General features: G+C 69.5%; 20 protein-coding genes and 1 pseudogene. 12 read left to right on the plus strand and 9 right to left on the minus strand.

Annotated features, from left to right (window positions below):
* Window positions 1-126: 126 nt before the first annotated feature.
* The 4 genes and pseudogenes from ACE2AC_RS01350 to ACE2AC_RS01365 all read right to left on the minus strand — a co-directional run bounded on the left by ACE2AC_RS01350 (window position 127) and on the right by ACE2AC_RS01365 (window position 5163).
* A pseudogene (locus ACE2AC_RS01350) lies at window positions 127-1172 on the minus strand (glycosyltransferase family 2 protein).
* A gap of 30 nt (window positions 1173-1202) precedes the next feature.
* Window positions 1203-3515 carry a glycosyltransferase family 2 protein gene (locus ACE2AC_RS01355; protein WP_375690342.1) on the minus strand — a complete coding sequence of 771 codons (2313 nt, stop codon included), beginning with the start codon at window positions 3513-3515 and terminating at the stop codon, window positions 1203-1205.
* Complete coding sequence (locus ACE2AC_RS01360; protein ID WP_375690343.1) at window positions 3512-4135, minus strand: sulfotransferase; 624 nt, start codon at window positions 4133-4135, stop codon at window positions 3512-3514. Before ACE2AC_RS01360 ends, ACE2AC_RS01355 begins: the two co-directional genes overlap by 4 nt.
* Window positions 4132-5163 (minus strand): glycosyltransferase family 2 protein, encoded by a 1032-nt coding sequence (locus ACE2AC_RS01365; RefSeq protein ID WP_375690344.1) that lies wholly within the window; start codon window positions 5161-5163, stop codon window positions 4132-4134. The genes ACE2AC_RS01360 and ACE2AC_RS01365 overlap by 4 nt, the downstream gene beginning before the upstream one ends.
* A 212-nt stretch (window positions 5164-5375) precedes the next feature.
* On the opposite strand from ACE2AC_RS01365, the gene ACE2AC_RS01370 reads away from it, so the two are divergent.
* The 6 genes from ACE2AC_RS01370 (at window position 5376) to ACE2AC_RS01395 (ending at window position 11559) form a co-directional block, all read left to right on the plus strand.
* Entirely contained in the window at window positions 5376-6287 is a 912-nt protein-coding gene (locus tag ACE2AC_RS01370; protein WP_375690345.1) for an AAA family ATPase, read from the plus strand.
* Between the two features lie 84 nt (window positions 6288-6371).
* Window positions 6372-7610, plus strand: coding sequence for a VWA domain-containing protein (locus ACE2AC_RS01375; RefSeq protein WP_375690346.1), 1239 nt, complete (start codon window positions 6372-6374; stop codon window positions 7608-7610).
* A gap of 104 nt (window positions 7611-7714) precedes the next feature.
* Window positions 7715-9592, plus strand: a complete 1878-nt coding sequence (locus ACE2AC_RS01380) for an OmpA family protein (RefSeq protein ID WP_375690347.1) — start codon at window positions 7715-7717, stop codon at window positions 9590-9592.
* Between the two features lie 200 nt (window positions 9593-9792).
* Entirely contained in the window at window positions 9793-10230 is a 438-nt protein-coding gene (locus ACE2AC_RS01385; RefSeq protein ID WP_375690348.1) for a PACE efflux transporter, read from the plus strand.
* 49 nt (window positions 10231-10279) lie between these two features.
* Complete coding sequence (locus ACE2AC_RS01390; protein ID WP_375690349.1) at window positions 10280-10858, plus strand: nitroreductase family protein; 579 nt, start codon at window positions 10280-10282, stop codon at window positions 10856-10858.
* Entirely contained in the window at window positions 10843-11559 is a 717-nt protein-coding gene (locus ACE2AC_RS01395) for an EI24 domain-containing protein (RefSeq protein ID WP_375690350.1), read from the plus strand. Before ACE2AC_RS01390 ends, ACE2AC_RS01395 begins: the two co-directional genes overlap by 16 nt.
* On the opposite strand, the gene ACE2AC_RS01400 is transcribed toward ACE2AC_RS01395, so the two are convergent.
* On the minus strand, window positions 11556-11846 hold the full coding sequence (locus ACE2AC_RS01400) for a DUF1467 family protein (RefSeq protein WP_375690351.1): 291 nt from the start codon (window positions 11844-11846) through the stop codon (window positions 11556-11558). The genes ACE2AC_RS01395 and ACE2AC_RS01400 overlap by 4 nt on opposite strands.
* Window positions 11846-12250 (minus strand): methylmalonyl-CoA epimerase, encoded by a 405-nt coding sequence (mce, locus tag ACE2AC_RS01405; RefSeq protein ID WP_375690352.1) that lies wholly within the window; start codon window positions 12248-12250, stop codon window positions 11846-11848. The genes ACE2AC_RS01400 and mce overlap by 1 nt, the downstream gene beginning before the upstream one ends.
* 302 nt (window positions 12251-12552) lie before the next feature.
* On the opposite strand from mce, the gene dctP reads away from it, so the two are divergent.
* From dctP to ACE2AC_RS01435, 6 genes are all read left to right on the plus strand, one after another.
* Window positions 12553-13653, plus strand: a complete 1101-nt coding sequence (gene dctP, locus ACE2AC_RS01410) for a TRAP transporter substrate-binding protein DctP (RefSeq protein WP_375690353.1) — start codon at window positions 12553-12555, stop codon at window positions 13651-13653.
* A gap of 87 nt (window positions 13654-13740) precedes the next feature.
* Window positions 13741-15060, plus strand: coding sequence for a TRAP transporter small permease subunit (locus ACE2AC_RS01415; protein WP_375690354.1), 1320 nt, complete (start codon window positions 13741-13743; stop codon window positions 15058-15060).
* A 40-nt stretch (window positions 15061-15100) separates the two neighbouring features.
* On the plus strand, window positions 15101-16417 hold the full coding sequence (locus ACE2AC_RS01420) for a TRAP transporter large permease subunit (protein WP_375690355.1): 1317 nt from the start codon (window positions 15101-15103) through the stop codon (window positions 16415-16417).
* Window positions 16418-16477: 60 nt separating this feature from the next.
* Window positions 16478-17452 carry an XdhC family protein gene (locus ACE2AC_RS01425; protein ID WP_375690356.1) on the plus strand — a complete coding sequence of 325 codons (975 nt, stop codon included), beginning with the start codon at window positions 16478-16480 and terminating at the stop codon, window positions 17450-17452.
* Window positions 17449-18453 carry a molybdopterin-binding protein gene (locus ACE2AC_RS01430; RefSeq protein WP_375690357.1) on the plus strand — a complete coding sequence of 335 codons (1005 nt, stop codon included), beginning with the start codon at window positions 17449-17451 and terminating at the stop codon, window positions 18451-18453. Before ACE2AC_RS01425 ends, ACE2AC_RS01430 begins: the two co-directional genes overlap by 4 nt.
* A 74-nt stretch (window positions 18454-18527) precedes the next feature.
* Window positions 18528-19013 (plus strand): (2Fe-2S)-binding protein, encoded by a 486-nt coding sequence (locus ACE2AC_RS01435; RefSeq protein ID WP_375690358.1) that lies wholly within the window; start codon window positions 18528-18530, stop codon window positions 19011-19013.
* An 89-nt stretch (window positions 19014-19102) separates the two neighbouring features.
* Here the strand turns inward: ACE2AC_RS01435 and selD are convergent, their stop codons facing one another.
* Genes selD through infC form a run of 3 tightly spaced genes read right to left on the minus strand, consistent with a single transcriptional unit; the run spans window position 19103 to window position 21782 of the window.
* Complete coding sequence (gene selD, locus ACE2AC_RS01440; protein ID WP_375690359.1) at window positions 19103-20155, minus strand: selenide, water dikinase SelD; 1053 nt, start codon at window positions 20153-20155, stop codon at window positions 19103-19105.
* Window positions 20156-20182: 27 nt separating this feature from the next.
* Window positions 20183-21229, minus strand: coding sequence for a tRNA 2-selenouridine(34) synthase MnmH (gene mnmH / locus ACE2AC_RS01445; RefSeq protein ID WP_375690360.1), 1047 nt, complete (start codon window positions 21227-21229; stop codon window positions 20183-20185).
* 10 nt (window positions 21230-21239) lie between these two features.
* On the minus strand, window positions 21240-21782 hold the full coding sequence (infC, locus tag ACE2AC_RS01450) for a translation initiation factor IF-3 (RefSeq protein ID WP_375692054.1): 543 nt from the start codon (window positions 21780-21782) through the stop codon (window positions 21240-21242).
* Window positions 21783-21859 lie beyond the last annotated feature (77 nt).

The raw sequence follows: 21859 nt of genomic DNA on the forward strand, positions 1-21859 counted from the left end.
TAACCCCGTAACCCAGTCCGCGGTTAAACCCCGCGGTTCCGACGGTCAGTGTGCACCAGCTTGGGGAAAAGTCGAAGGTTTGCCTGCATTTGTCCGCCAATCGTCACAGATCCGGCGGGATTGGCGCTATTGTCCCTGCGATCGGGCTGCCATCGCCTGCCGGACGAGGAAACGTGCGGCTTTCAGCGGCACCGGGCGGCTGGGGGGCGTCATCAGCAGCCGGCCGAACAGGGCGCGAAACGGCTCCTGTCCCATAAGTGTCTCGAATCGTTCGTGCCGCCAGGCGACCGCGGCGGCGTGCAGGCGGGCCAGGACGGGGTCGTCCATCAGGCGGGCGCGTTCGGCCTCCATCGCCGGGGCGAGGGCATGGATCGCGGTGTCCTCCTCGGTGTTGAAATTCCGTTCGACCCAGTAGTCGATGTCGAGCATCTGGTCGGCATGCACCGCGCGACCGCGGTCGGCCTTGAGCACGTAGCTTTCCATCGCGCCCAGCGGGTAGTGGTTCAGCTGCACCAGCGCGTGGTTGTCGCGCCCGTAGTTGGAAAAGATGCGCCGCGTGCGGAACTGGGCGTCAAGCTCGCGTCCGGACCCGTCGAACCAGCGGGCGGCGTCGATCCGGTCCGGATCGGGGTCGCGCGGGCGGTGCACGCCCGGCCTGCGGTAGGTGCCGTCGTTGCGGACGAGCGTCTTGAACATCGCCGCCCGCCAGGGCCAGTAGATCACCCGCGGCGCGGCGCGGGTGAACTGCCGGGTCACGGGGAGGTCGGTGAACCGAACCGTGTCGGCATTGCCGAAGAGCCGCCAGGTCAGCGTGATGGCCGTGGCGTCGGGCAGGGCGGCAATGAGATCGTCGAGCCGATGCGCCCCGGATGGATCACGACGAATTCGTCGATGTCGCACGGCAGGATCCAGTCGGCCCCTTGCACCATCGGCAGGGTCGCGGCGTGGTCGAGCGCGGTGAACTGGATACCGCGGGCGCCGTGGGGGCCGTCGTTGCGGTGGTGCGTCAGCTCTCCCATCTCGGCCAGGCGGTCGAGCATGGCGTCGGTGCCATCCTGGCAGTCGTTCGAATAGACCAGCACGTGGGTGAATCCGCAGGCGCGGTGATGGGCCAGCCATTCGAGGAGGAAGGCGCCTTCGTTCCGGATGCAGAGGATTGCAAGCGTTTTCATGTGGTTTCGGCCATATCCTTGCGCATCACCTCAGCTCTCCGTGTCGAGTGCGAGGGCATAGGCGGTGCGTTCGGTGGCGGTCAGCCGGATGTTCAGCGCCTGCTCAAGAAGCGCGGCGAACTCGGGCGTGGCGCGCAGCTCGACCGCCTTCCGGCGGTGCCATGCGCCGGCCTCGGCGTGCAGGCGCGCCAGGTCGGCATCCTCTTTCAGCCGCGCAACCTCGGCCGCCATGCGCGGCAGGTGACGTTTGATCGTCAGGTCCTTGAAATCGCACCAGTCCATGCGGATCCAGTAGTTCAGCCCGATGGTCCTGTCGACATGCAGGGCGCGGCCGCGCTGGCGCTTGATGAGATAGCTGTCGGCCGAGCGCAGGGCATAGTGGTTCAGCTGCACGAGGTCGTAGCCGATAGAGCGTTTCGAGTTCCGCCAGCCGCTGCGCACCACCGCCGGCCCCATCGGACGGCCCGATCCGTTGACCCAGCGGATTTCGTCCAGCCGGTCGGGATCGGGCCTGTTCGGCCGGTGGCAGGACAGCTTTTCATAGGCGCCGATGTTGCGGAACAGGGTCTTGAAGCCCCAGGCGGTGTGCGGCTTGGGGCAGAAGCTGGGGGCACAGGCGTCGAACTGGTCGATGACGAACCGGTCCTCGAAGCGTTCGACCCCGTTGTGCCCGAAGAGGCGCCAGGTCATCGCGATGTTGGTGGCTTCGGGTGCGCGGTCAAAGACGTCCTGCAACGTCCCGTTTCCGCAGCGTATATTGATGAACTCGTCCACGTCGATATGGGCGATCCACGCGGCATCGCGCAGCACCGGGTCGTCCACCGCGGCGTCGAGGGCACACTGCTGCGGCGACTTGCCGGTCCAGCCGTCGTTGTCGCGATGGTGCACGATCCCAAGTGCATCGAGCCGCCGCAGGATCGCGTCGGTGCCGTCGCTGCAGCCGTTGGTGTAGACGACAAAGCTGTCGATCCCGATGGCGCGATGATGCGCGATCCATTCGAGGATGTAGGGGCCTTCGTCCTTCATGCAGGCGACGATCACATTGCCGGTCGATCCGCGCGGCGGGCCCGGGTGCGATACGGCGGCGTAGGGCGGTGCGGCGTCAGCCTCGGCCACCGCGCCAAGGTCGTTGTGCGGGCGGAAGGGCGACTGGACGAGCTGCCGGAACTTCTGCACCGCGAGGGGCGACATCACCGCCTGCGCCTCGGGGCGCGGCAGGGCGTTCCTGGCGGCCGCGGCCCGTGCCGCGGCCTTGTGCGCGGCGGCGGTGGCACGGTCGATCCGCCAGCGGTTGGCGGCGAGGTAGGCGGTGGCGCGAAAGCCGTGCTGCGGATCGGCCTCGGCCCATGCGGTGGCGTCGGGCGGGGCAAGGTCGGCGGGCGTCAGCGCCGGATGGGCCGCGAGCAGCCGGGCGTTGCCGGCGGCAAAGCGTTCGGCGAGCGGCGTAAAGGCGCCGGCGTCGACAGGCGGGCCGGGAATGCGCAGATCCTCGAGCATGGCCCGCCAGGCGGACCGGGGCGCGATGCGCTCTCCGTCCGACAGGAGCCGCAGGATCAGCGCGTTCATCTGCCGTGCCCGGGCCAGCCAGGCGGCGGCGGGCGCCGCGGGTGCGTTGCCCGCGCGGGCCTTGCCGAAGGGGACGGTGATCCCGAAGGCCCCGCGCAGTTCCTCGACCGCGCCTGGCCCGTAGTGGTTGGCTCGGACGGGGCGCAGGGTCACGCTGTCGAACGCCTGTTTCCAATGGTTTGCAAGCGCTTCGTAATCCAGCCAGAACGCCGGCGCCTGCACGTCGAAATAGACCGCCCGGGCCGCATCGGGCCGGGGCGCGGCGGCCAGCGCGGCGGCCCACCAGTCCGGCGCGTCCCGCAATGCCAGTTCGACCTCGGGCCCGGTGGCCCGTCCGTCGATCACCTGGCCCGCATAATGTGCCGCGAAGGCGTGGGCCTGGTCGCGCAGGTGGGCGACGATGCGGATATCGCCGGACAAGGGCGCCAGCATCGCGCGGAGCCGGTCGAGCTCGGCCCTTTCGGCGAGGCCCGGGCCCAGCTGGGCCGCCGACAGGATCAGCACCTCGGGCTCCGCCGCCTCGACCTCGGCCCTGAGCGCCGCCGTCACCTCGCGCGCCAGCGCCGCCTGCCGGTCGGGCGTGGCGAAGCCGCGGTTGTGGCGCAGGCTGTCCACCGGGCCGGTCACCGCCATGAAGAGCCGCGTGTGGTTCAGCGTGCCGGGGCTGCGGGGAAAGAGGACGCCCTTGCCGGCCAGCTGCTTGCGCTTGTCGGCCAGCACCGATTGCAGCCGGGCGGCATGGCCCGCGTCCATGCCGATGTGCAGCTGGATGATCACGCGGCACCCTCGGGGTTGGCATTGGCGCGGCCCCACCACGGGATGTCGATCCCCAGGAACCCCGACAGCCGCCGCGGCGCATCCCCGGCCTCGACATCGAGCATCAGGACAGCGTCGTCGCCGCCATAGAGGTGGCCCAGGTGCGCGTAATGCCCCGCGATCCAGCGTTCGCGGGCCGCCGCCTCGGCGCCGTAGCCGCGCGGCAGGCCCGGGATCTGCCCTTGGTCCAGCCGCTGGCGCATGTTGGTCCATTTCTCCATCGAGGCGGCGAGCGCCCCCGGATCGCGCCGCGTCGCCACGAACCGCGCCCCCGGATGATGCGCGCGGATCGCCGCGATCAGGCCGAAGTCCATCTGCGGCCAGGCCGACCGGCCGGGCGTCAGGAACGAACACTCCGCCACCGCGTCGAACCCGTCGAGCAGGGCCAGCGGGTCGCCGGTTTCGAAGTAGCCGCGATAGAGCAGGTCGCCGACAAAGGCCCCCCGCAGCGCCGGATCGTCGGTCTTGCGCGGCCGGATGCGGTGATCGGCCACGGAGAGCCCCGCGCGGCGGAGCGCCACGCCCAGCGTCGTCGTGCCGCTCTTCGGCAGGCCCAGGTTGATGACCCGCAGCCGGCTCATGGCTGCACCCCGAGCGCGTCGATCAGCGCCAGTTCCCGCGGCGGCAGCGTCGGCGCGGCCCCGAGCGCCGCCCTGAGCGCACGGTAGCCGGGCAGCGCGTCCAGCGCGGCGATCCGCGCGCGGTGCCGTTCGACCGCCGTGTCATGCAGGGCGGCGATGCCGGGCAGGGCCTTCAGCGCGGCGATCCCCGCCACGAGCGCGGGCAGGTGGCGCTGGATGCGCCGGTCCTGCCAGGCCACGTCCGCGCGTTCCTGCCAGTAGGTCGCGTCGAAGTCGCGCCGCGCCCGGTTCACGTCGCCGCGGTCGCATTTTACCAGGTAGCTGTCGAGCGAGCGGAGCGCGTAGTGGTTCAGCGTCGCAAGCCGCCGCGCCCCCTTGGCCGGAAAGCGCCGGATCCGGCGCTCGACCTGGCCAAGCGCAAAGGCCGGCGGCACCGGGCGGCCCGAACCGTCGGTCCAGCGCGGCAGGGCGGCGGCGTCGATCCCGCGGCGCGGGAACGGTCGGTGCGCACCGAAGTACTGCAGCGGAAAATCCTTGCGCACCAGCGACTTCACCTCGATCGCCGTCTCGGTGTTCCAGATGTCGGGATCATGGGTGCCGCTGAACTGCGCGATGACCGGCCGGTCCTCGAACCGCGCGACGCCGCCGTTGCCGAAGAACTGGAAATGCACCGAGATAGCGGCAGGCTCTCCGCAGGCCGCGACCAGCCCGGGGATGTCGGCGCCGGGCGCATGGATGTCGAGGAACTCGTCCACGTCGGCGATCCAGACCCAGTCCGCGCCGGTGACGGCGGGATGGCGGCGGGCGGCTTTCAGCGCCTCCATCTGGTAATGCCGGCCCTTCGCCGGGTTCGGCAGGTGGTGCAGCAGCCCGTGCCCCGCCAGCGCGTCCAGCAGGCTGTCGGTGCCGTCGCTGCAGTCGTTCGAGTAGAACAGGAAATCCGTCACGCCGATCAGGCGGTTGTAGGCGATCCATTCCAGCAGGAACGGGCCTTCGTTCTTGACGCATGTGACGGCGGTCACGCGCATGTCCGCGCCTCCGCCCGGGGCCTTGCTGCCATCTGCCTGCTCGTCGGTGTTTTCACCGTCCTACACCCGGTTTGTGGGCGAAAAGATGACCCGAAGGAGGTCTTTCCGTCAATTGCCGCGGGCCCGGCCCCCGCATATGCGGGCAGGGCTGCGGGCCGCTTGACACACCCCGCGCGGGATGCAGGCTGGCGGCAGGCAAGGGACGGATGCGCATGGACAATCCACGGTCGATCGACGCGATGCAGCAGAGGCTGGGGGCCGAGGGCTATGTCGCCGCGCGCCCGCTGGCGACGGTGGCCTTCCTGTCGCTGACGCTGGGCCGGCCGCTGTTTCTCGAGGGCGAGGCCGGCACCGGCAAGACCGAGATCGCCAAGACGCTGGCCGCCACGCTCGGCCGCGACCTGATCCGCCTGCAATGCTACGAGGGGCTGGATGCCACGGCGGCGGTGTACGAGTGGAACTTTGCCGCCCAGATGATCGCGATCCGCACGGCCGAGGCCACCGGCACCGCCGACGCGGCGGCGCTGAACCGCGACCTCTTCGGCCCCGACTTCCTGATCGAACGCCCGCTCCTGCAGGCCATGCGCCCGCACGACCGCGGCGCGCCGGTGCTGCTGATCGACGAGATCGACCGCGCCGACGAGCCGTTCGAGGCCTTCCTGCTCGAGGCGCTGTCGGATTTCCAGGTCACCATCCCCGAGATCGGCACGATCCGCGCGCCCGAGCCGCCGATCGTGGTGCTGACCTCGAACCGCACGCGCGAGATCCACGATGCGCTGAAACGGCGCTGCCTCTACCACTGGGTCGACTACCCGGATTTCGAACGCGAGATGCAGATCCTCTCGGCCCGCGTGCCCGAGGCCGCCGCCCGGCTGGCACAGGAGGTCACGGCCTTCGTGCAGCGGCTGCGGGGCGAGGACCTGTTCAAGAAGCCCGGCGTGGCCGAGACCATCGACTGGGCCAAGTGCCTGATCGCGCTCGATGCCGTCGCGCTCAGCCCCGAACTGATCGCCGACACCCTGGGCGCGGTGCTTAAGTACCAGGACGACATCGCCCGGATCGAGGGCTCCGAGGCCGCGCGCCTGCTCGACGAGGTTCGCGCCAGCCTCGGCCCGGTGGCATGACCGCCCGCTTCCCCTGGTTCTGTATCCTCGGGGGGGACGCCCGCAGGGCGGCGGGGGCAGACAGCCCCCCTCCCACGCCGCCGCATGAGCGCCCTGCCGGACAGCACGGCGCCGCAGCTGGCCGCCAACATCGCGCATTTCGCCCGCGCCCTGCGCCGCGCCGGCCTGCCGATCGGTCCCGGGCGCGTGGCCGACGCGGTGACGGCGGTGGCGGCTGCGGGCTTCACCGAACGCGCGGATTTCTTCTGGACGCTGCACGCCTGCTTCGTCTCGCGCCCGGAACAGCGGGCGGTCTTTGCCCAGACCTTCGCCATGTTCTGGCGGGATCCGCGCGCGCTGGAAACGCTGATGGCCGCGATGGTGCCCGCGCTGCGCGAGGCCGGGGCCGCCGCGGCGCCGCCCGCGGCCGAGGCGCGGGCCGCGGATGCCGTGCTGGGCGGGCTGCGGCCGGACAGCGGCGGCGACGGGCCGTTGCCCGAGGTCCGGCTCGACGCCGCCGAGACGGCGTCCTCGGACGAACGCCTCCGCCAGCTCGATTTCGACCAGATGACCACGGCCGAACTGGCCGAGGCACAGCGCATGATCGCCCGCCTCAGCCTGCCGGTGCCGCCGCTGCGCGCCCGCCGTCACGCGCCCGCGCACCGGGGCGGGATCGACCGGGCGCGGACCCTGCGCCGCGCGATGCGGCGCGGTGGAGAACTTCGGGCGCCGGTCTTCCGCCAGCCGCGCGAGCGCTGGCCCGACCTGGTCGTGCTCTGCGACATCTCGGGGTCGATGAGCCGCTACAGCCGGATGCTGCTGCAGTTCGTGCACGCGGTGGCGAACCGGCAGGGAGCGGGCTGGTCGCGGGTGCACGCCTTCACCTTCGGCACGCGGCTGACCAACATCACCCGCCACATGCGCCAGCGCGACGTGGACGAGGCGCTGGCCGCCGCCGGGGCCGAGGCGCTCGACTGGGAGGGCGGGACGCGGATCGGCGACTGCCTGCACGCCTTCAACCGCGACTGGTCGCGCCGGGTGCTGGGGCAGGGTGCGGTTGTGATCCTGGTGACCGACGGCCTCGACCGCGGGGCGCCTGATCGACTGGCCGCCGCGGCCGACCGCCTGCGCCTGTCGGCCCGGCGGGTGATCTGGCTGAACCCGCTCCTGCGGTTCGACGGTTTCGCGCCGCGCGCCCGCGGTATCGCCGCGCTGCTGCCGCAGGTCGATGCGGTCTGCGCGGCCCATTCGGTGACGGCCTTGCAGGATCTGGGCGGGGTCCTTTCCTCGATGACCGGCGACGGCGAAAAATCCCGCCTGATGAGGCTCTTGCGTCAATCCTGACCCGGCGATTTCGCGCCTGCGGCGAAGGTTTCCGGAAACCCGGTGGCCTGCTCGCGCGTTCCCGCCTCGAAACCGCCCGCGCGGTGAGGAAAGGAACGTAAGACATGATGACCCGATTTCTGAACTCGACCACGGCCATCCTCGTGGCCCTGTCCGTGGCGACACCCGCCCCGCTGATGGCGCAAAATGCGCCGACGCAGGAAGAGCTGAAGAAGCAGCTGGAACAGGCTGGCGAGAAGGCCGAAGAGGCCGTGAAAGGCGCCGGCACGAAACGCAAGGCCGAGGCGCAGGCCGAGGCCGAGCCGGGCGATTCCGACCGTCCGCAGAAGCCGAAGCAGCAGGAGCGCGCCGCCGAGGCCGAGCCGGGTGATTCTGATCGCCCCGAAAAGCCCAAGAAGCAGAAACAGGCGGCCGAGGCCGCCCCGGCCGAAGCCCCGCGCGAGGAGCCGAAACCGAAGGCCGCCGAAGCGGCCCCGGCCGAGGCGCCCCAGGAAGAGCCGAAGCCGCAGGCCGCCGAGGCGGAACCGGGTGATGCCGACCGCACCGAGGAGCCGCGCCGCGAAGCGGCAGAGGCCGCACCTGCGCCGGGTGATGCCGACCGCGTCGAGGAACCGCGCCGCGAGGCCGCCGAGACCCAGGCCGCCCCGGCCGAGGCCGAACCCCGCGCGGCCGAGGCTGCGCCGGGCGATGCCGACCGCACCGAGGAACCGCGCCGCGAGGCGGCTCCGGCCGAGGCCGAACCGGCCCCCGGCGACGCTGACCGCGTGGCCGAGGAACTGCGCCGCGCCGAGGGTGAGCGCGCCGAGCCCGCACCGGGCGACGCCGATCGCCCCGAACAGGCCGAGGCGCGCGCCGAACCCTCGCGCGAGGTCCTGTCGGGCGAGGCGCCGAAGACGGCCGCCGCTGCCGCCGGCTCGGGCGAAGGCAAGCTGGTCGAAGAGACGGTGACCGAGGAAACCGCCCGCCGGTCGAGCGAGGAGTTCCGCACCCGCGTCGACGAACAGGCGCGTCCGCGCCAACGTGAACGTGACGGCGACCGGGTCCGCGATCGCGAGCGCACGGCGGCGCGCGAGGACGGCAACGACAGCGGCCTCAGCACCGTCGAGAAGATCGGCATCCTGGGCCTTGGCGCCCTGGCCGTCGGCACGCTGCTGAACAACAACCAGCGCGTGGTGTCGAACTCGGGCGACCGGGTGGTGATCGACGACAACGGCACCTACCGGGTTCTCAAGAACGACGACATGCTGCTGCGCCAGCCCGGCGCGGACGTGAAGACCTACGAGTTCCAGGATGGTTCCACCCGCACGGTGGTGACCTACGAGGACGGCACGCAGGTCGAAACGGTCCGGGCCTATGACGGCCAGGTGCTCAGCCGCACGCGCGTGCTGCCGGACGGCCGGTCGGTCACGCTCTTCGACGACACGCGCAACTACGAACGTGTCGCCGTGAACGAGCTTCCGCAGGTCACCGACACCCGCCGCGAGACGTCCTACAGCTCGGACTCGGACGAGGCCGCGCTGCGCGACGCGCTGCAGGCCCGGCTGGCCCGTGACCCGGGGCGCAGCTTCTCGCTCGCCCAGGTGCGCAACATCCGCGAGGTGCGTTCGCTTGCGCCCGAGGTCGAGGTGAACAACGTGAACTTCGACACCGGCTCGGCCGTGATCCGGCCCGAAGAGGCCGAGGCGCTGGCCGCGCTCGGCTCGGCCATGAAGTCGGCGATCGAGGACAACCCGGCCGAGGTCTTCCTGGTCGAGGGTCACACCGACGCGATCGGCGGTGCGGGCTACAACCTCGCCCTGTCGGACCGCCGGGCGGAATCGCTCGCACTGGCGCTGACCGAGTACTTCAACGTCCCGCCGGAAAACATGGTGGTGCAGGGCTACGGCGAAAGCGACCTCAAGGTGATGACCGCAGAGGCCGAACGCGCCAACCGCCGCGCCGCCGTCCGCCGGATCACGCCGCTGCTCGACGGGCAGGGCTGAGGCGCGCGGTTCCCGCGACCTGATCAAGTGACCTGAAAAGGCAGCCGCCCCCGCGGGACACCGCGGGGGCGGTTTGCGTGTGCGCCCTGACCCCGGACGGGCGCTGGTAGCCCGCACCTCGGTGGCCCCCAAGTCCGGCGCAGCTTGCCCCGCGCCGCGCGCGGCTCTATCCCGAAGCTCCACGACCCTGGGAGACCGACATGCGCGGCACGTCCGACCGCATCCGACAGGCCGTCGGCTACGAGCTGACCGCGTTCATCCTGCTGACGCCGCTGGGGGCCTGGCTCTATGGCCATTCGCTGGCCGACTTCGGCGTGGTGTCGATCATTTGTTCCGTGATTGCAACGATCTGGGCCTATTTCTTCAACCTCGGATTTGACCTTGCCGCGCACCGGCTGCGGGGCAGTTCGGAAAAGACGCTGGGGATGCGGGTCCTGCACGCGGTGGCCTTCGAGGGCGGGCTGGTGATCCTGCTGGTGCCGGTGGTGGCCTGGTCGTTGGGCGTCACCTGGGCCGAGGCGTTCTGGATCGACCTCGGTGTCGCGGTGTTCTACCTCGGCCATGCCTTCGTCTACTACTGGGCCTATGACCGCGTCTTCCCGCTGCCCGGGACCGGGGCGGCCGGGACGGTCCCTTGACCCCCGCGGCCCGAAGGCCGACATAAGGCCCGGACCAACGGAGACCCGAATGCCCGAACGCAATCAAGCCGTCCTCGATTTCCTGCTGTCGCGCCGGTCGCGTCCGGCCAAGACGCTGACGGGCCCCGCGCCCGAGCGGGCCGAGATCGAGACCCTGCTGACCGCCGCCGCCCGCACGCCGGACCATGGCAAGCTGGAGCCTTGGCGCTTCATCGTGCTGGAGCGCAAGGCGCTGGGCCGGCTGGCGGAGCTGGCGCGGGACCGTGGCGCGGCACTGGGCAAGGACGAGGCGGACATCGCCAAGGTGGTCGACCAGTATGCGCAGTCGCCGCTGGCCGTGATCGTGGTCGAAAGCCCGGTCATCAGCGACAAGATCCCCGTGATCGAACAGACCTATTCGGCCGGCGCGGTGGCGCTGGCGCTGCTGAATGCCGCGCTGGCCGCGGGCTGGGGCGCCAGCTGGCTGACCGGCTGGGCGGTCCACGATCCCGACTTTGCCGCCCGTGGCCTGGGCCTCGCGCCGCATGAACGGGTGGTCGGCACGATCCACATCGGCACCGAGACAGCCGCCCCGCCCGAACGCCCGCGTCCCGACATGAACCGGATCGTGACATGGCGATCGGCGTGATCTTCGGGGCGTTCAGCCTCACGCTCGGCCAGCTTGACGACCCACGCTTCCGCCGGGTGCTCTTCATCGGCATCGGGCTGACCTTTGCGCTGCTGATCGCCGTCACCGCGGCCTTCCTGCTGCTTGTCGGCTGGTGGATGGGCCCCGAGACCTCGCTGCCGCTGATTGGAGAGGTGCGCTGGCTCGACGACTTCGCCTTCTGGGGCAGCCTGCTGCTGATGATGGGGCTGTCGGTCTTCCTGATGGTGCCGGTCGCCTCGGCCATGATCTCGTTCTTCCTGGACGACGTGGCGCAGGCGGTCGAGGACAAGCACTATCCCGAACTGCCGCCGGTCGGGCGCCAGTCGGTGGCAGAGATGATCACCGACACGCTCAGCTTTCTCGGCGTGATCGTGGTGGTGAACCTCTTTGCGCTGGTGCTCTACATCATCTTCGCGCCGCTGGCGCTGTTCATCTTCTGGGCGGTGAACGGGCTGTTGCTGGGGCGGGAATACTTCACGCTGGCCGCCATGCGCCGGGTCGGCCGCGAGGAAGCGACGCGCCTGCGCAAGCGGCACATGGGCACGATCTGGCTGGCGGGGGTGTTCATGGCGATGCCGCTGTCGGTGCCGCTGCTGAACCTGGTGGTGCCGATCCTGGGCGCGGCCGCCTTCACCCACATCTTCCACGCCCTGCGGGACCGGGCGCCGGTGGCCGCCTAGTTCAGGTGGTAGCCGCCGTCCGGCCCCATCCGGCCGAAGAAGTCGATGTCCTGCACGCTGATCCAGCCCGACAGGATGATCCCGGCGATGATGAGCCAGAGCACCACCGACACACCGGTGGTGATCCACATCTTCTTTTTCAGGTGATGGTGTTCCGGGGCGCCCGCATGGGTGCCCGGCACGATCTCTCCCTCGTCGCCCTGGGTGCGCACGCGCATCGGCGCGATGATCAGCAGCACCATGAACCAGATCACGGCAAAGAGGACGAGGGCAGAGGTCGGACCCATCAGACCTGCTCCAGCTCCACCAGGGTGCCGTTGAAGTCCTTGGGGTGCAGGAAAAGCACCGGCTTGCCATGGGCGCCGATCTTGGGCTCGCCGTCGCCCAGCACGCGGGCGCCGGTCGACTGCAGGTGGTCGCGGGCGGCAAGGATGTCCTCGACCTCGTAGCAGACGTGGTGGATCCCACCCGACGGGTTCTTGTCCAGGAAACCCTGGATCGGGGAGTTTTCGCCCAGCGGGTAGAGCAGTTCGATCTTGGTGTTCGGCAGCTCGATGAAGACGACGGTGACGCCGTGGTCCGGTTCGTCCTGCGGCGCGCCGACCTTCGCACCGAGCGCATCGCGGTACTGCGCGCTTGCGGCGTCGAGATCCGGCACGGCGATGGCCACGTGGTTCAGGCGTCCGATCATGTCTGTCCTCCTCGGCGTGTGTCGCGGCCTATATGCGCCGGGCGGCAGGTCGGCGCAAGCGGCGCAGCGTCGCGGGCAGCACCGGCCTGCAGCGCCGCGGCGCGCGGTGAGACCGCCAGGGCCGCCCGCAGCGGGAGCATCTCGGGAACGGCCAGGTGCTGCGGCGCGGAAACGGGTGCCTTGGGGGAATCTTTTGCAATGACAAGCATTTTCTGATTACCATGAGACACGGTGTCGCGGAGGAGGAATGGGAGCCGCGACGCCCAGACGTGCGGTCCACGCGCGCATCATGGGAGGAAAACATGACACATCAGACAGTATCCCGGCGCCGTGCGCTCGGGGGGCTCGCGACCATGGGCGTCGCGGGGCTGGCCGCGCCACGCCTCGCCACTGCCCAGGGCCAGACCACGACCTGGAAGATCCAGAGCAGCTGGCCCGGCGGGGCGGGGCTGCAGATCTTCAAGGACTGGTGCGGCACCATTCAAGAAAAGAGCGGCGGTGAGCTGGCTTTCGAGCCGTTCGGCGCCAATGACGTGGTGGGCGATTTCCAGCTCTACGACGCGGTGAAGAACGGCGTGCTGGACGCGATCAACCCCTTCACCATCTACGGCCAGGGCATCGTGCCGGCGGCAACCTTCCTGACCAGCTATCCGCTGGGCCTGCGCAATCCGCACGAGTGGGACGTGTTCTACTACGGCCTTGGCGGGCTGCAGATCGCGCGCGATCTCTTTGCGCAGCAGGGGATGTACTTTGTCGGGCCGGTGCACCACGGGCCGAACATCATCCACTCCAAGGTGCCGATCCGGTCGATCGACGACTTCCGCGGCCGCAAGATGCGCCTGCCGGGCGGCATGGTGGCCGAGGTCTTCAGCCAGATCGGGGCGGAAACCACGGTGCTGCCGGGGTCCGAGATCTTCCCGGCGCTGGAGAAGGGCACCATCGACGTGGCCGACTACGTGGGCCCGGCGGTGAACTACGCGCTCGGCTTCAGCCAGGTCACCAGCTACATCTCGATGGGCCCTCCGGGCTTCATGTCGCTCTACCAGCCGGTCGACCTGATGGACATCACGGTGGGCATGGATGCCTGGAACGCGCTGTCGCCGCAGATGCAGCAGTTCGTCGAGATGGAGACGCATGTCTATTCCGACATGCACCACGCCGCGATCCAGAAGGCAGACCAGGAAGCCTGGGCCAAGTTCGAGGCCGACGGCACCGAGGTCACCCGCCTGGGCCAGGACGACGTGGAACTGATGACAGAGGTCGCCGTGCCGATCTGGTTCGACTACGCCAACCGCGATCCGAACTCGGCCAAGATCTTCAAGATCCAGCTCGACTACATGCAGTCGGGATCGCTGGGCTATGTCGACCCGGCGCTGACCGAGGGGCTGGAGCTCAAGATCTGATCCGGCCGCACCCGTGACCAAGGGCCATCCGGCGCATGCCCGGGTGGCCCCGTCGTCCTGTCTGTCACGAACCATCGAGGAGACCCCATGCCCGGTCTCGATTTTACCCTGCCGCACTGGCTCTACTGGATCGGACTGATCGTCTTTCCGATCGTCGCCATGAGCCTTGGTCGCCGTCCGAAACCGACCGAACGGCTCTACTCCGTGCCGCTGGCCTACATGATCTGGATCACCGGTGGCATCATCGGTCTGCATCGTCTGTATCTGAGGAACCTCTGGGGGCTGCTGTTCATCCCGGTGTTCCTGTTCATCCTGATCGCCAACAGCCAGCAGCAGGACGCCCGGTCGCTGCAATCGGACGCGACAAACCAGCTGAGGATGGCCGAACGGGTCATCACCCGCGAGGAAGAGCGCGTTACCGGTGCCGAGGCGGACCTGCCCGGCCTGCGGGCCGAGCTCGAGACCACCGAGGAAGGCAGTTTCGCCCGCCGCAGCGTCGAGCGCCGGATCGAACGCGCCGAACAGGGGATCGAAAGCGGCCGGCAGAAGCTGGAACAGGCGCGCGAAGAGGCCGAGCTGGCGCGCCCGCTGGTCGACGCCGCCACGCGCGACCGGACCTGGTGGGCGGCCGCGGCGAAATACGCCTTCTACCTGATCGTGGCCCTGCTGGTGATCGACGCCTTCCTGCTGCCGATGCTGGTACGCCGGGCCAATGAACGCCTGCCGCGCGGGACCGAGGTGGACGAATTCGAACGCACCGCCGCCGCGGCGGCCGCGGCCACCGGCGAGGCCCGGCGCGACGACCGCGACCTGGCCGAGAACTGGATCGACCGCCTGTCGCTCTTCTGCGGGGAATTCGTGTCCTACTGGGCGGTGATCGCGGTCTTCGTCTACTACTACGAGGTCATCTCTCGCTACGTCTTCAACTCGCCCACCAACTGGGCGCACGAGGCGATGTACCTGATGTTCGGGATGCAGTACCTGATCGCGGGTTCCTACGCGATGCTGACCGAGAGCCACGTGCGCGTCGACGTCTTCTATGCCCCGCTGCCGCGGAAGAAGAAGGCCTGGGTCGACCTCTTCACCTCGGTCTTCTTCTTCATCTTCGCCGGAACGCTTCTCTTCACCTGCTGGACCTTCGCCATGGACGCGATCGCCGTGCCCTCGGGCAACGCGGTGGTGTCGGACTGGGCGCGCGGCCAGGTCGGGTTCGGCGAGGCGCTGGCGAACTGGAACCTCGGCCAGTGGACCGATCCCAACATCCGCTGGGGCGAGATCAGTTTCAACGAATGGGAGGTCCCGCTCTGGCCGATGAAATGGGTGATGGTGATGGGGGCGGCGCTGCTGGTCCTGCAGGGTGTGTCGAAATTCGCGAAGGACATTCGCGCGATCGCAAGGGGTGAGTGAGATGGGTCTGGAAATAGGTATCGGGTGGCTCACCCTCATCATGTTCGGATCGCTGCTGGCGCTCTTGATGGCGGGGCTGCCACTGGCCTTCGTCACCGGCGGTCTGGCCTGCGTGTTCCTGTTCCTGCTGGGCGACGCCCGCGCGCTCAACATCGTGCCGAGCCGCATCTTTCCGCTGATGACGAACTACCAGCTCTCGGCGATCCCGCTGTTCATATTCATGGCCGCGATGCTCGAGAGGGCGGGGATCATCAACGAGATGTTCGACGTCATCTACAAGGTGCTGGGCGGCGTGAAGGGCGGGCTGGCCTCGGCCACGGTCATCGCCTCGACCATCCTGGCCGCCATGGTCGGCGTGATCGGCGCGGCGGTGGTGACGATGGGTATCATCGCGCTTCCGGCGATGCTCAAGCGGCACTACGACCCGCAGATCGCCATGGGCTCGATCATGGCGGGCGGCACGCTCGGCATCCTGATCCCGCCCTCGATCCTCGCCATTATCTACGCGGTGGTGGCCGAGCAGTCGGTGGGCGAGCTCTTCATCGGCGCGGTGATCCCGGGGCTGATGCTCTCGGGGCTCTACATCGCCTACGTGACGCTGCGCTGCTACGTGAACCCCGACCTCGGCCCGCCGATCCCGCCGGAGGAGCGGATCAGCACACGCGAGAAGGTCCGCCTGATGGGCAACATGGCCGCGCCGATCGTGCTGATCGTCGTCGTGCTGGGGGTGATCTTCTCGGGCGTGGCAACCCCGGTCGAGGCGGCGGGCATCGGCACCTACGGCGCCTTCATCGTCGCCGCGATCCACCGCAAGCTTGACTGGCAGACCGTGCGGGAGGCCTGCATCACCACGCTCAAGGCCAGCGCCATGGTGATCTGGATCATGTTCGGCGCGACGATCTTCGTCGGGCTCTACGTGCTCGAGGGCGGGCAGCAGTTCGTGCAGGACGCGCTGGAAGGGACCGGGTTGGGGCCATGGGGCATCCTGATCGTGATGCAGGTCGTACTGATCATCCTCGGCATGTTCCTCGACTGGGTCGGCATCCTGCTGCTCTGCGTGCCGATCTTCGTGCCGATCATCAAGGCGCTCGGGGCGCAGGCCTTCGGCCTCGGGGACGAAGGCGACCTGGTGCTGTGGTTCGGGGTGCTCTACCTCGTGAACATGCAGATGAGCTTTCTCTCGCCGCCCTTCGGCTATGCGCTCTTCTACCTGCGCGGGGTCGCCCCGCCCGAGATCCCGATGACCACGATCTTCAAGTCGGCGCTGCCGTTCCTGGCACTGCAGGTGGTGGGGCTGGCGATCTGCATGCTCTTCCCCGAGGTGATCACCTGGTTGCCGAGGCTGGTCTACGGATGACGATTGGGGGCTGACGCTGCCGCTGCGGGTGCTAGGATCCGAGGCGCGAAGGAGAGGCCCATGGACCGTTTCGACGACAGCCCCGAACAGGCACTGGACTGGCACCGCGCAGGCAAGGGCGCGGTGCTGGCGACCGTGGTGGAAACCTGGGGCTCGGCCCCCCGCCGGACCGGCGCGATGCTGGCGGTGTCGGGGGCGGGCGACCTTGTCGGTTCCGTCTCGGGCGGCTGCGTCGAGGGCGCGGTGGTGATGGAGGCGCTGGAGGCGGTCGAGGATGGCCGCAGCCGGGTGCTGACCTTCGGTGTTTCGGACGACGACGCCTTTGCCGTGGGGTTGGCCTGCGGCGGCACGATCCGGATCATGGTGGAACCCGTGGGGGCCGAGGGCGGCCTGTCCGAGGCGATGCTCGCCGCGCTGGTCGAGGCGCGGGCGGGCCGGGTGCCGGCGGCCTATGTCGTGAACACCGAGAGCTGGGAGCGCCGGGTCGAGGGGGCGGAGGCCTTTGCCGACCGCTTCCGCGCCGACCGCTCGGGCTTCGAGGCGGACGGCGCCACCTTCGTCGCCATCCACAACCCGCCGCTGCGGCTGGTCTGCGTCGGTGCGGTGCACATCGCGCAGGCGCTGCTGCCGATGGCCCGGATCGCGGGCTATGACCCGGTCGTGATCGATCCGCGCCCGGCCTTTGCCGCCGAACATCGCTTTCCCGGAGAAACCATCCACGAGGCCTACCCGGACGAGGTGCTGGAGGAGATCGGCCTCGACACCCGCACCGCGCTGGTGCTGCTGACGCACGATCCCAAGATCGACGATGCCGCGCTGGCGTTGGCGCTGCCGTCGGAGTGTTTCTACATCGGCGCGCTCGGCTCGACGCGGACCCATGCCAAGCGGGTCGAACGGCTGAAGGCGGCAGGGCATTCCGACAACTCCATCACCCGCATCCACGCCCCCATCGGCCTCGACATCGGGGCGGCGGACCCGGCCGAGATCGCGGTGTCGGTCATCGCCGAGATGACCAAGGTCCTGCGCGGGAAATGAGGTTCGGACCGGTTCCGCTGAACGAGGCCGAGGGCGCGATGCTGGCCCATTCGGTGCGCCTGGCACGCGGGAGGCTTTCGAAGGGGCACGTCCTGACGGCAGCCGATGTCGACACCCTGCGCGACCTCGGGATGGCGCGGGTGATCGTCGCCCGGCTCGACCCCGGCGACGTGGCCGAGGATGCCGCCGCGCAGACGGTGGCCGAGGCGCTGGTGCCCGATCCGGCGGGGCAGGGGCTGCGGCTGACGCGGGCCTTCACCGGCCGCGTGAACCTGATCGCCGAGGGGCCGGGGATCGTGACGCTCGACGCCGACCGGCTGAACGCGCTGAACCGGATCGACCCGATGCTGACGCTGGCCACGGTGCCCGATCACCAGCAGATGACGCCGGGCGGCATGGTCGCCACGGTCAAGGTCATCGCCTATGCCGTGGCCGGCGAGAGCCTGGCCGCCGCGCGGCAGGTGCTGGCCGGGCCGCCCGCGATCCGCCTGCATCCGCCGGTGCTGAAGACCGCCCGTCTGATCGTGACCGAGATCCGCGGCGGCCCCGGCGACAAGGGGGCCGAGGCGGTGCGCGCCCGGCTCACCGCCCTGGGGATGGAGATGACGGGACCCGTCCTTGTCCCGCACGAGGCGGAGCCGCTGTCGGAGGCCATCGCGGCGGCCGGTGAGGACCTCGTGCTGGTGCTGACCGGATCGGCCACCTCCGACATCCACGATGTCGCGCCCTCGGGCCTGGCGCTGGCCGGCGGGCAGCTGGAACATTTCGGGATGCCGGTCGACCCGGGCAACCTGCTCTTCCTCGGCGCGCTCGGGCCGCGCCCGGTGATCGGCCTGCCGGGCTGCGCCCGCTCGCCCGCGCTGAATGGCGCCGACTGGGTGCTGGCGCGCCTTGCCTGCGGAATTCCCGTGAAGGGACAGGACATTGCGGGCATGGGCGTGGGCGGATTGCTCAAGGAAATACCGACCCGGCCGCAGCCGCGCAGCCGCAGACGTGAATAGGGCGGTTCGCCCCTTTTCCTTTGCCGGGGTGCATGTTTAACTCCCCCCGAAACGCAGATGACAGAGGTCCAGGCATGCCCCAGATCAGCATGAAGGTGAACGGCGAGACCATGAGCGGGGAGGTCGAGGGCCGCACGCTGCTGGTCGAGTTCCTGCGCGAGACGCTGGGCCTGACCGGCACCCATGTCGGCTGCGACACCTCGCAATGCGGCGCCTGCACGGTGCATGTCGACGGGCTGCAGGTGAAGGCCTGCACCATGTTCGCCGGCGAGGCGGACGGCGCCGAGGTCACCACCATCGAGGGCATCGCCCAGGGCGACACGCTCTCGGTCGTGCAACAGGCCTTCCAGGACCACCACGGGCTGCAATGCGGCTTCTGCACGCCGGGCATGATCATGGCGGCGGAATCGCTGCTGAAGGTGAACCCGATGCCCAGCGAGATGGAAATCCGCGAGCACCTGCACGGCAACATCTGCCGCTGCACCGGCTACCACAACATCGTCAAGGCGATCATGGCGGCCTCGGGGCAGGACGTGTCGAACCTCACGCCGGCGGAATAGGCGGAGGACGCCGGGGGCTCTGCCCCCGGACCCCCGGAGTTTTTCTAGCAAGATGAAACGGGGTCGGCGCCCCGCGACCCCGTCCTCCGTCAGCCGAAGCGGACGCCGGCGGGGCCGTCGGTGACCCGGCCGATCCGGGTGGCGGCGTCGAAGCCGTGTGCCTGGAAGCAGGCGAGGACCTTGTCGGCCGCCTCGGGCGCGCAGGCGACAAGGAGGCCGCCGCTGGTCTGGGGGTCGGTGACAAGGTTGCGGTCCGCCTCGGTCAGGCCGTCGAGGGTTACGCCGTCGCTGTAGCTGGCCCAGTTGCGGCCCGAGGCGCCGGTGGCGGTCCCGCCGGCGGCGAGGGTGCGGGCCTCGGACAGGACCGGGACGGCGGGCCAGTCGATCGCGATCTCGACCCCCGCGCCGCGCGCCATTTCCAGCGCGTGTCCTCCCAGCCCGAAGCCGGTGACGTCGGTCATCGCGTGCACGCCCTCGATCCGAGCGAGGTCGGGGCCGGGCGTGTTGAGCCGGGTCATGGTGGCGACCATCTCGGCATAGTCCGCGTCCGACAGGGTGCCCTTCTTCAGCGCGGCCGACATGATGCCGACGCCAAGCGGCTTGCCGAGGATCAGCACGTCGCCCGGCACTGCCCCCGCGTTCCGTTTCAGGGCGTCGATGTCCATCAGGCCGATGGCGACGAGGCCATAGATCGCCTCGACCGAGTCGATGGTGTGGCCGCCCGCGATCGGGATGCCCGCCTCGCGGCAGGCGGCCGCCCCGCCTTCGAGGATCTTGCCGATGGTCCCGGGCGAGAGCACGTTGATCGGCATGCCGACGACCGCCAGCGCGAAGATCGGGGTCGCGCCCATGGCGTAGACGTCCGAGATCGCGTTGGTCGCGGCGATGCGGCCAAAATCCTGAGGGTCGTCGACGATGGGCATGAAGAAATCGGTCGTCGCGACGAGGGCCTGCCGGTCGTTGATCCGGTAGACGGCCGCGTCGTCCGAGGTTTCGATCCCGACCAGAAGCTCCTCGGGCACCGGCAGGGCACGGGTGCCGCGCAGCAGGCCCGACAGCACGCCGGGCGCGATCTTGCAGCCGCAGCCGCCGCCGTGGCTGAGGCTGGTGAGGCGGGGTTCGGTCATCTCGGTGTCGGGCATGGCTGGGCTCCTTCGGCTGCCCCGGATCTAGCGCGTGCGGATCATTTCGGCCAGCCGGTCCGCGATGCCGGGCAGGGCGGCGGGGGAAAGGCTGTCCACCGCGAGCGGCGTGACCGGCACCTCGACCCGGCGGCGGTGCTTTTCGTAGCGCGGATCGTAATGCGCCTGCATCAGCGCCTGCGCGAGCGAGGTGAAGGCACCGGTGGCGGCCATGGCCTGCCAGGCCTCGATATCCGCCTGGGCGTGAAAGGCGCGCAGCGCGTCGATGGTGGTGGCCAGCCGGGCGGGATCGGCGGTCATGTCGGCATAGGCGCGGGTCAGGTAGGCGGCCCGTTCGGCGCGGGGGGCCGCGACCTCGATCCGGGGCGCGCGGTGCATGGCGTGCCAGAGCCGCGGCGGGATGCGGCAGTCGCCGATCTTGGCGCTCTCGGCCTCGACCACCACGGGGCGCGCGGGGTCGAGCGCGTCGATCGCCATGGCCAGCCGGCATTCGAACTGGCGTTGACCGGGCTGCGGACCCGTCGCGCCGAAGAGCGAGCCACGGTGCTGCGCCAGCCCCTCGAGGTCGATGACCTGCACGCCGCGCGCGGGCAGCAGGTTCAGCACTTCGGTCTTGGCCGACCCGGTGTTGCCGTCGAGCAAAATGACCGGGCAGGGGAATGCCCCCTCGGTCACCGCCGAGAGCACCAGCTTGCGCCAGGCCTTGTAGCCGCCCTGCAGCGTCTCCACCCGCCAGCCGATCTGGCCGAGGATCGTGGCAAAGCTGCCGGAACGCTGCCCGCCGCGCCAGCAGTAGACCAGCGGGTGCCATCCGCCGGGGCGGTCGGCCAGCGGGCCCTCGATGTGCTTCGCGGCGTTCCTGGCCACCAGCGCCGCGCCGATCTTGCGCGCGTCGAAGGGGCTGACCTGCTTGTAGATGGTGCCGACGCGGGCGCGTTCGGCGTCGTCGAGCACCGGCAGGGACAGCGCCCCGGGCAGGTGGTCGTCGGCAAATTCGGACGGGGCGCGGACATCGATGATCTCATCGAAGTCCTGCGCCCTCAGGTCCGATATGGCGTTCAGGATGACAGGCACCCGGGGCGCCTTACTTGACCGGCCCGATCATCATGACCATCTGGCGGCCTTCCATCTTCGGCATGTTCTCGACCTTGCCGATTTCCTTGACGTCCTCGGCCACCCGTTCGAGCAGCTCGCGTCCAAGGTTCTGGTGCGCCATCTCGCGGCCACGGAAGCGCAGGGTGACCTTCACCTTGTCGCCGCCTTCGAGGAACCGGATCACGTTGCGCATCTTCACATCGTAGTCGTGGACGTCGGTGTTGGGGCGGAACTTCACCTCCTTCACCTCGATGATCTTCTGCTTCTTGCGTGCTTCGGATTCGCGCTTCTGCGTCTCGTACTTGAACTTGCCGAAGTCCATCACCTTGCAGACCGGAGGGGTCGCATTGGGCGAAATTTCAACCAGGTCCAGCCCCGCTTCTTCCGCGATCTGCATGCCGCGAGACGGCGATACGACGCCGATGTTCTCGCCTTCCGGGCCGATGAGACGGATCTCGGGGGCACGGATTTTGTCATTCACGCGGGGGCCGGTATCGCGCGTCGGCGGCGCGTTGTGGGGTCTGCGAGCCAGTTTATCGCTCCTTCAATGGTGCAGAATTGTGAGGCGGCAAGGTAGTGCCGCCGTCCGTGTCTTTCAAGGCGCAAAAG

This window comes from Pseudooceanicola sp. LIPI14-2-Ac024 (assembly GCF_042188925.1).
Taxonomy (GTDB): Bacteria; Pseudomonadota; Alphaproteobacteria; order Rhodobacterales; family Rhodobacteraceae; genus Pseudooceanicola.

Coding starts and splice junctions, on each gene's coding strand:
- dctP (WP_375690353.1), top strand. CDS start 12,553: ATGACACATCAGACAGTATCCCGGCGCCGTGCGCTCGGGGGGCTCGCG.
- ACE2AC_RS01360 (WP_375690343.1), bottom strand. CDS start 4,135: ATGAGCCGGCTGCGGGTCATCAACCTGGGCCTGCCGAAGAGCGGCACG.
- ACE2AC_RS01430 (WP_375690357.1), top strand. CDS start 17,449: ATGAGGTTCGGACCGGTTCCGCTGAACGAGGCCGAGGGCGCGATGCTG.
- ACE2AC_RS01435 (WP_375690358.1), top strand. CDS start 18,528: ATGCCCCAGATCAGCATGAAGGTGAACGGCGAGACCATGAGCGGGGAG.
- selD (WP_375690359.1), bottom strand. CDS start 20,155: ATGCCCGACACCGAGATGACCGAACCCCGCCTCACCAGCCTCAGCCAC.
- ACE2AC_RS01370 (WP_375690345.1), top strand. CDS start 5,376: ATGGACAATCCACGGTCGATCGACGCGATGCAGCAGAGGCTGGGGGCC.
- ACE2AC_RS01425 (WP_375690356.1), top strand. CDS start 16,478: ATGGACCGTTTCGACGACAGCCCCGAACAGGCACTGGACTGGCACCGC.
- ACE2AC_RS01365 (WP_375690344.1), bottom strand. CDS start 5,163: ATGCGCGTGACCGCCGTCACATGCGTCAAGAACGAAGGCCCGTTCCTG.
- ACE2AC_RS01400 (WP_375690351.1), bottom strand. CDS start 11,846: ATGGGTCCGACCTCTGCCCTCGTCCTCTTTGCCGTGATCTGGTTCATG.
- ACE2AC_RS01395 (WP_375690350.1), top strand. CDS start 10,843: ATGGCGATCGGCGTGATCTTCGGGGCGTTCAGCCTCACGCTCGGCCAG.
- ACE2AC_RS01415 (WP_375690354.1), top strand. CDS start 13,741: ATGCCCGGTCTCGATTTTACCCTGCCGCACTGGCTCTACTGGATCGGA.
- ACE2AC_RS01375 (WP_375690346.1), top strand. CDS start 6,372: ATGAGCGCCCTGCCGGACAGCACGGCGCCGCAGCTGGCCGCCAACATC.
- ACE2AC_RS01380 (WP_375690347.1), top strand. CDS start 7,715: ATGATGACCCGATTTCTGAACTCGACCACGGCCATCCTCGTGGCCCTG.
- mce (WP_375690352.1), bottom strand. CDS start 12,250: ATGATCGGACGCCTGAACCACGTGGCCATCGCCGTGCCGGATCTCGAC.
- ACE2AC_RS01385 (WP_375690348.1), top strand. CDS start 9,793: ATGCGCGGCACGTCCGACCGCATCCGACAGGCCGTCGGCTACGAGCTG.
- ACE2AC_RS01390 (WP_375690349.1), top strand. CDS start 10,280: ATGCCCGAACGCAATCAAGCCGTCCTCGATTTCCTGCTGTCGCGCCGG.
- ACE2AC_RS01420 (WP_375690355.1), top strand. CDS start 15,101: ATGTTCGGATCGCTGCTGGCGCTCTTGATGGCGGGGCTGCCACTGGCC.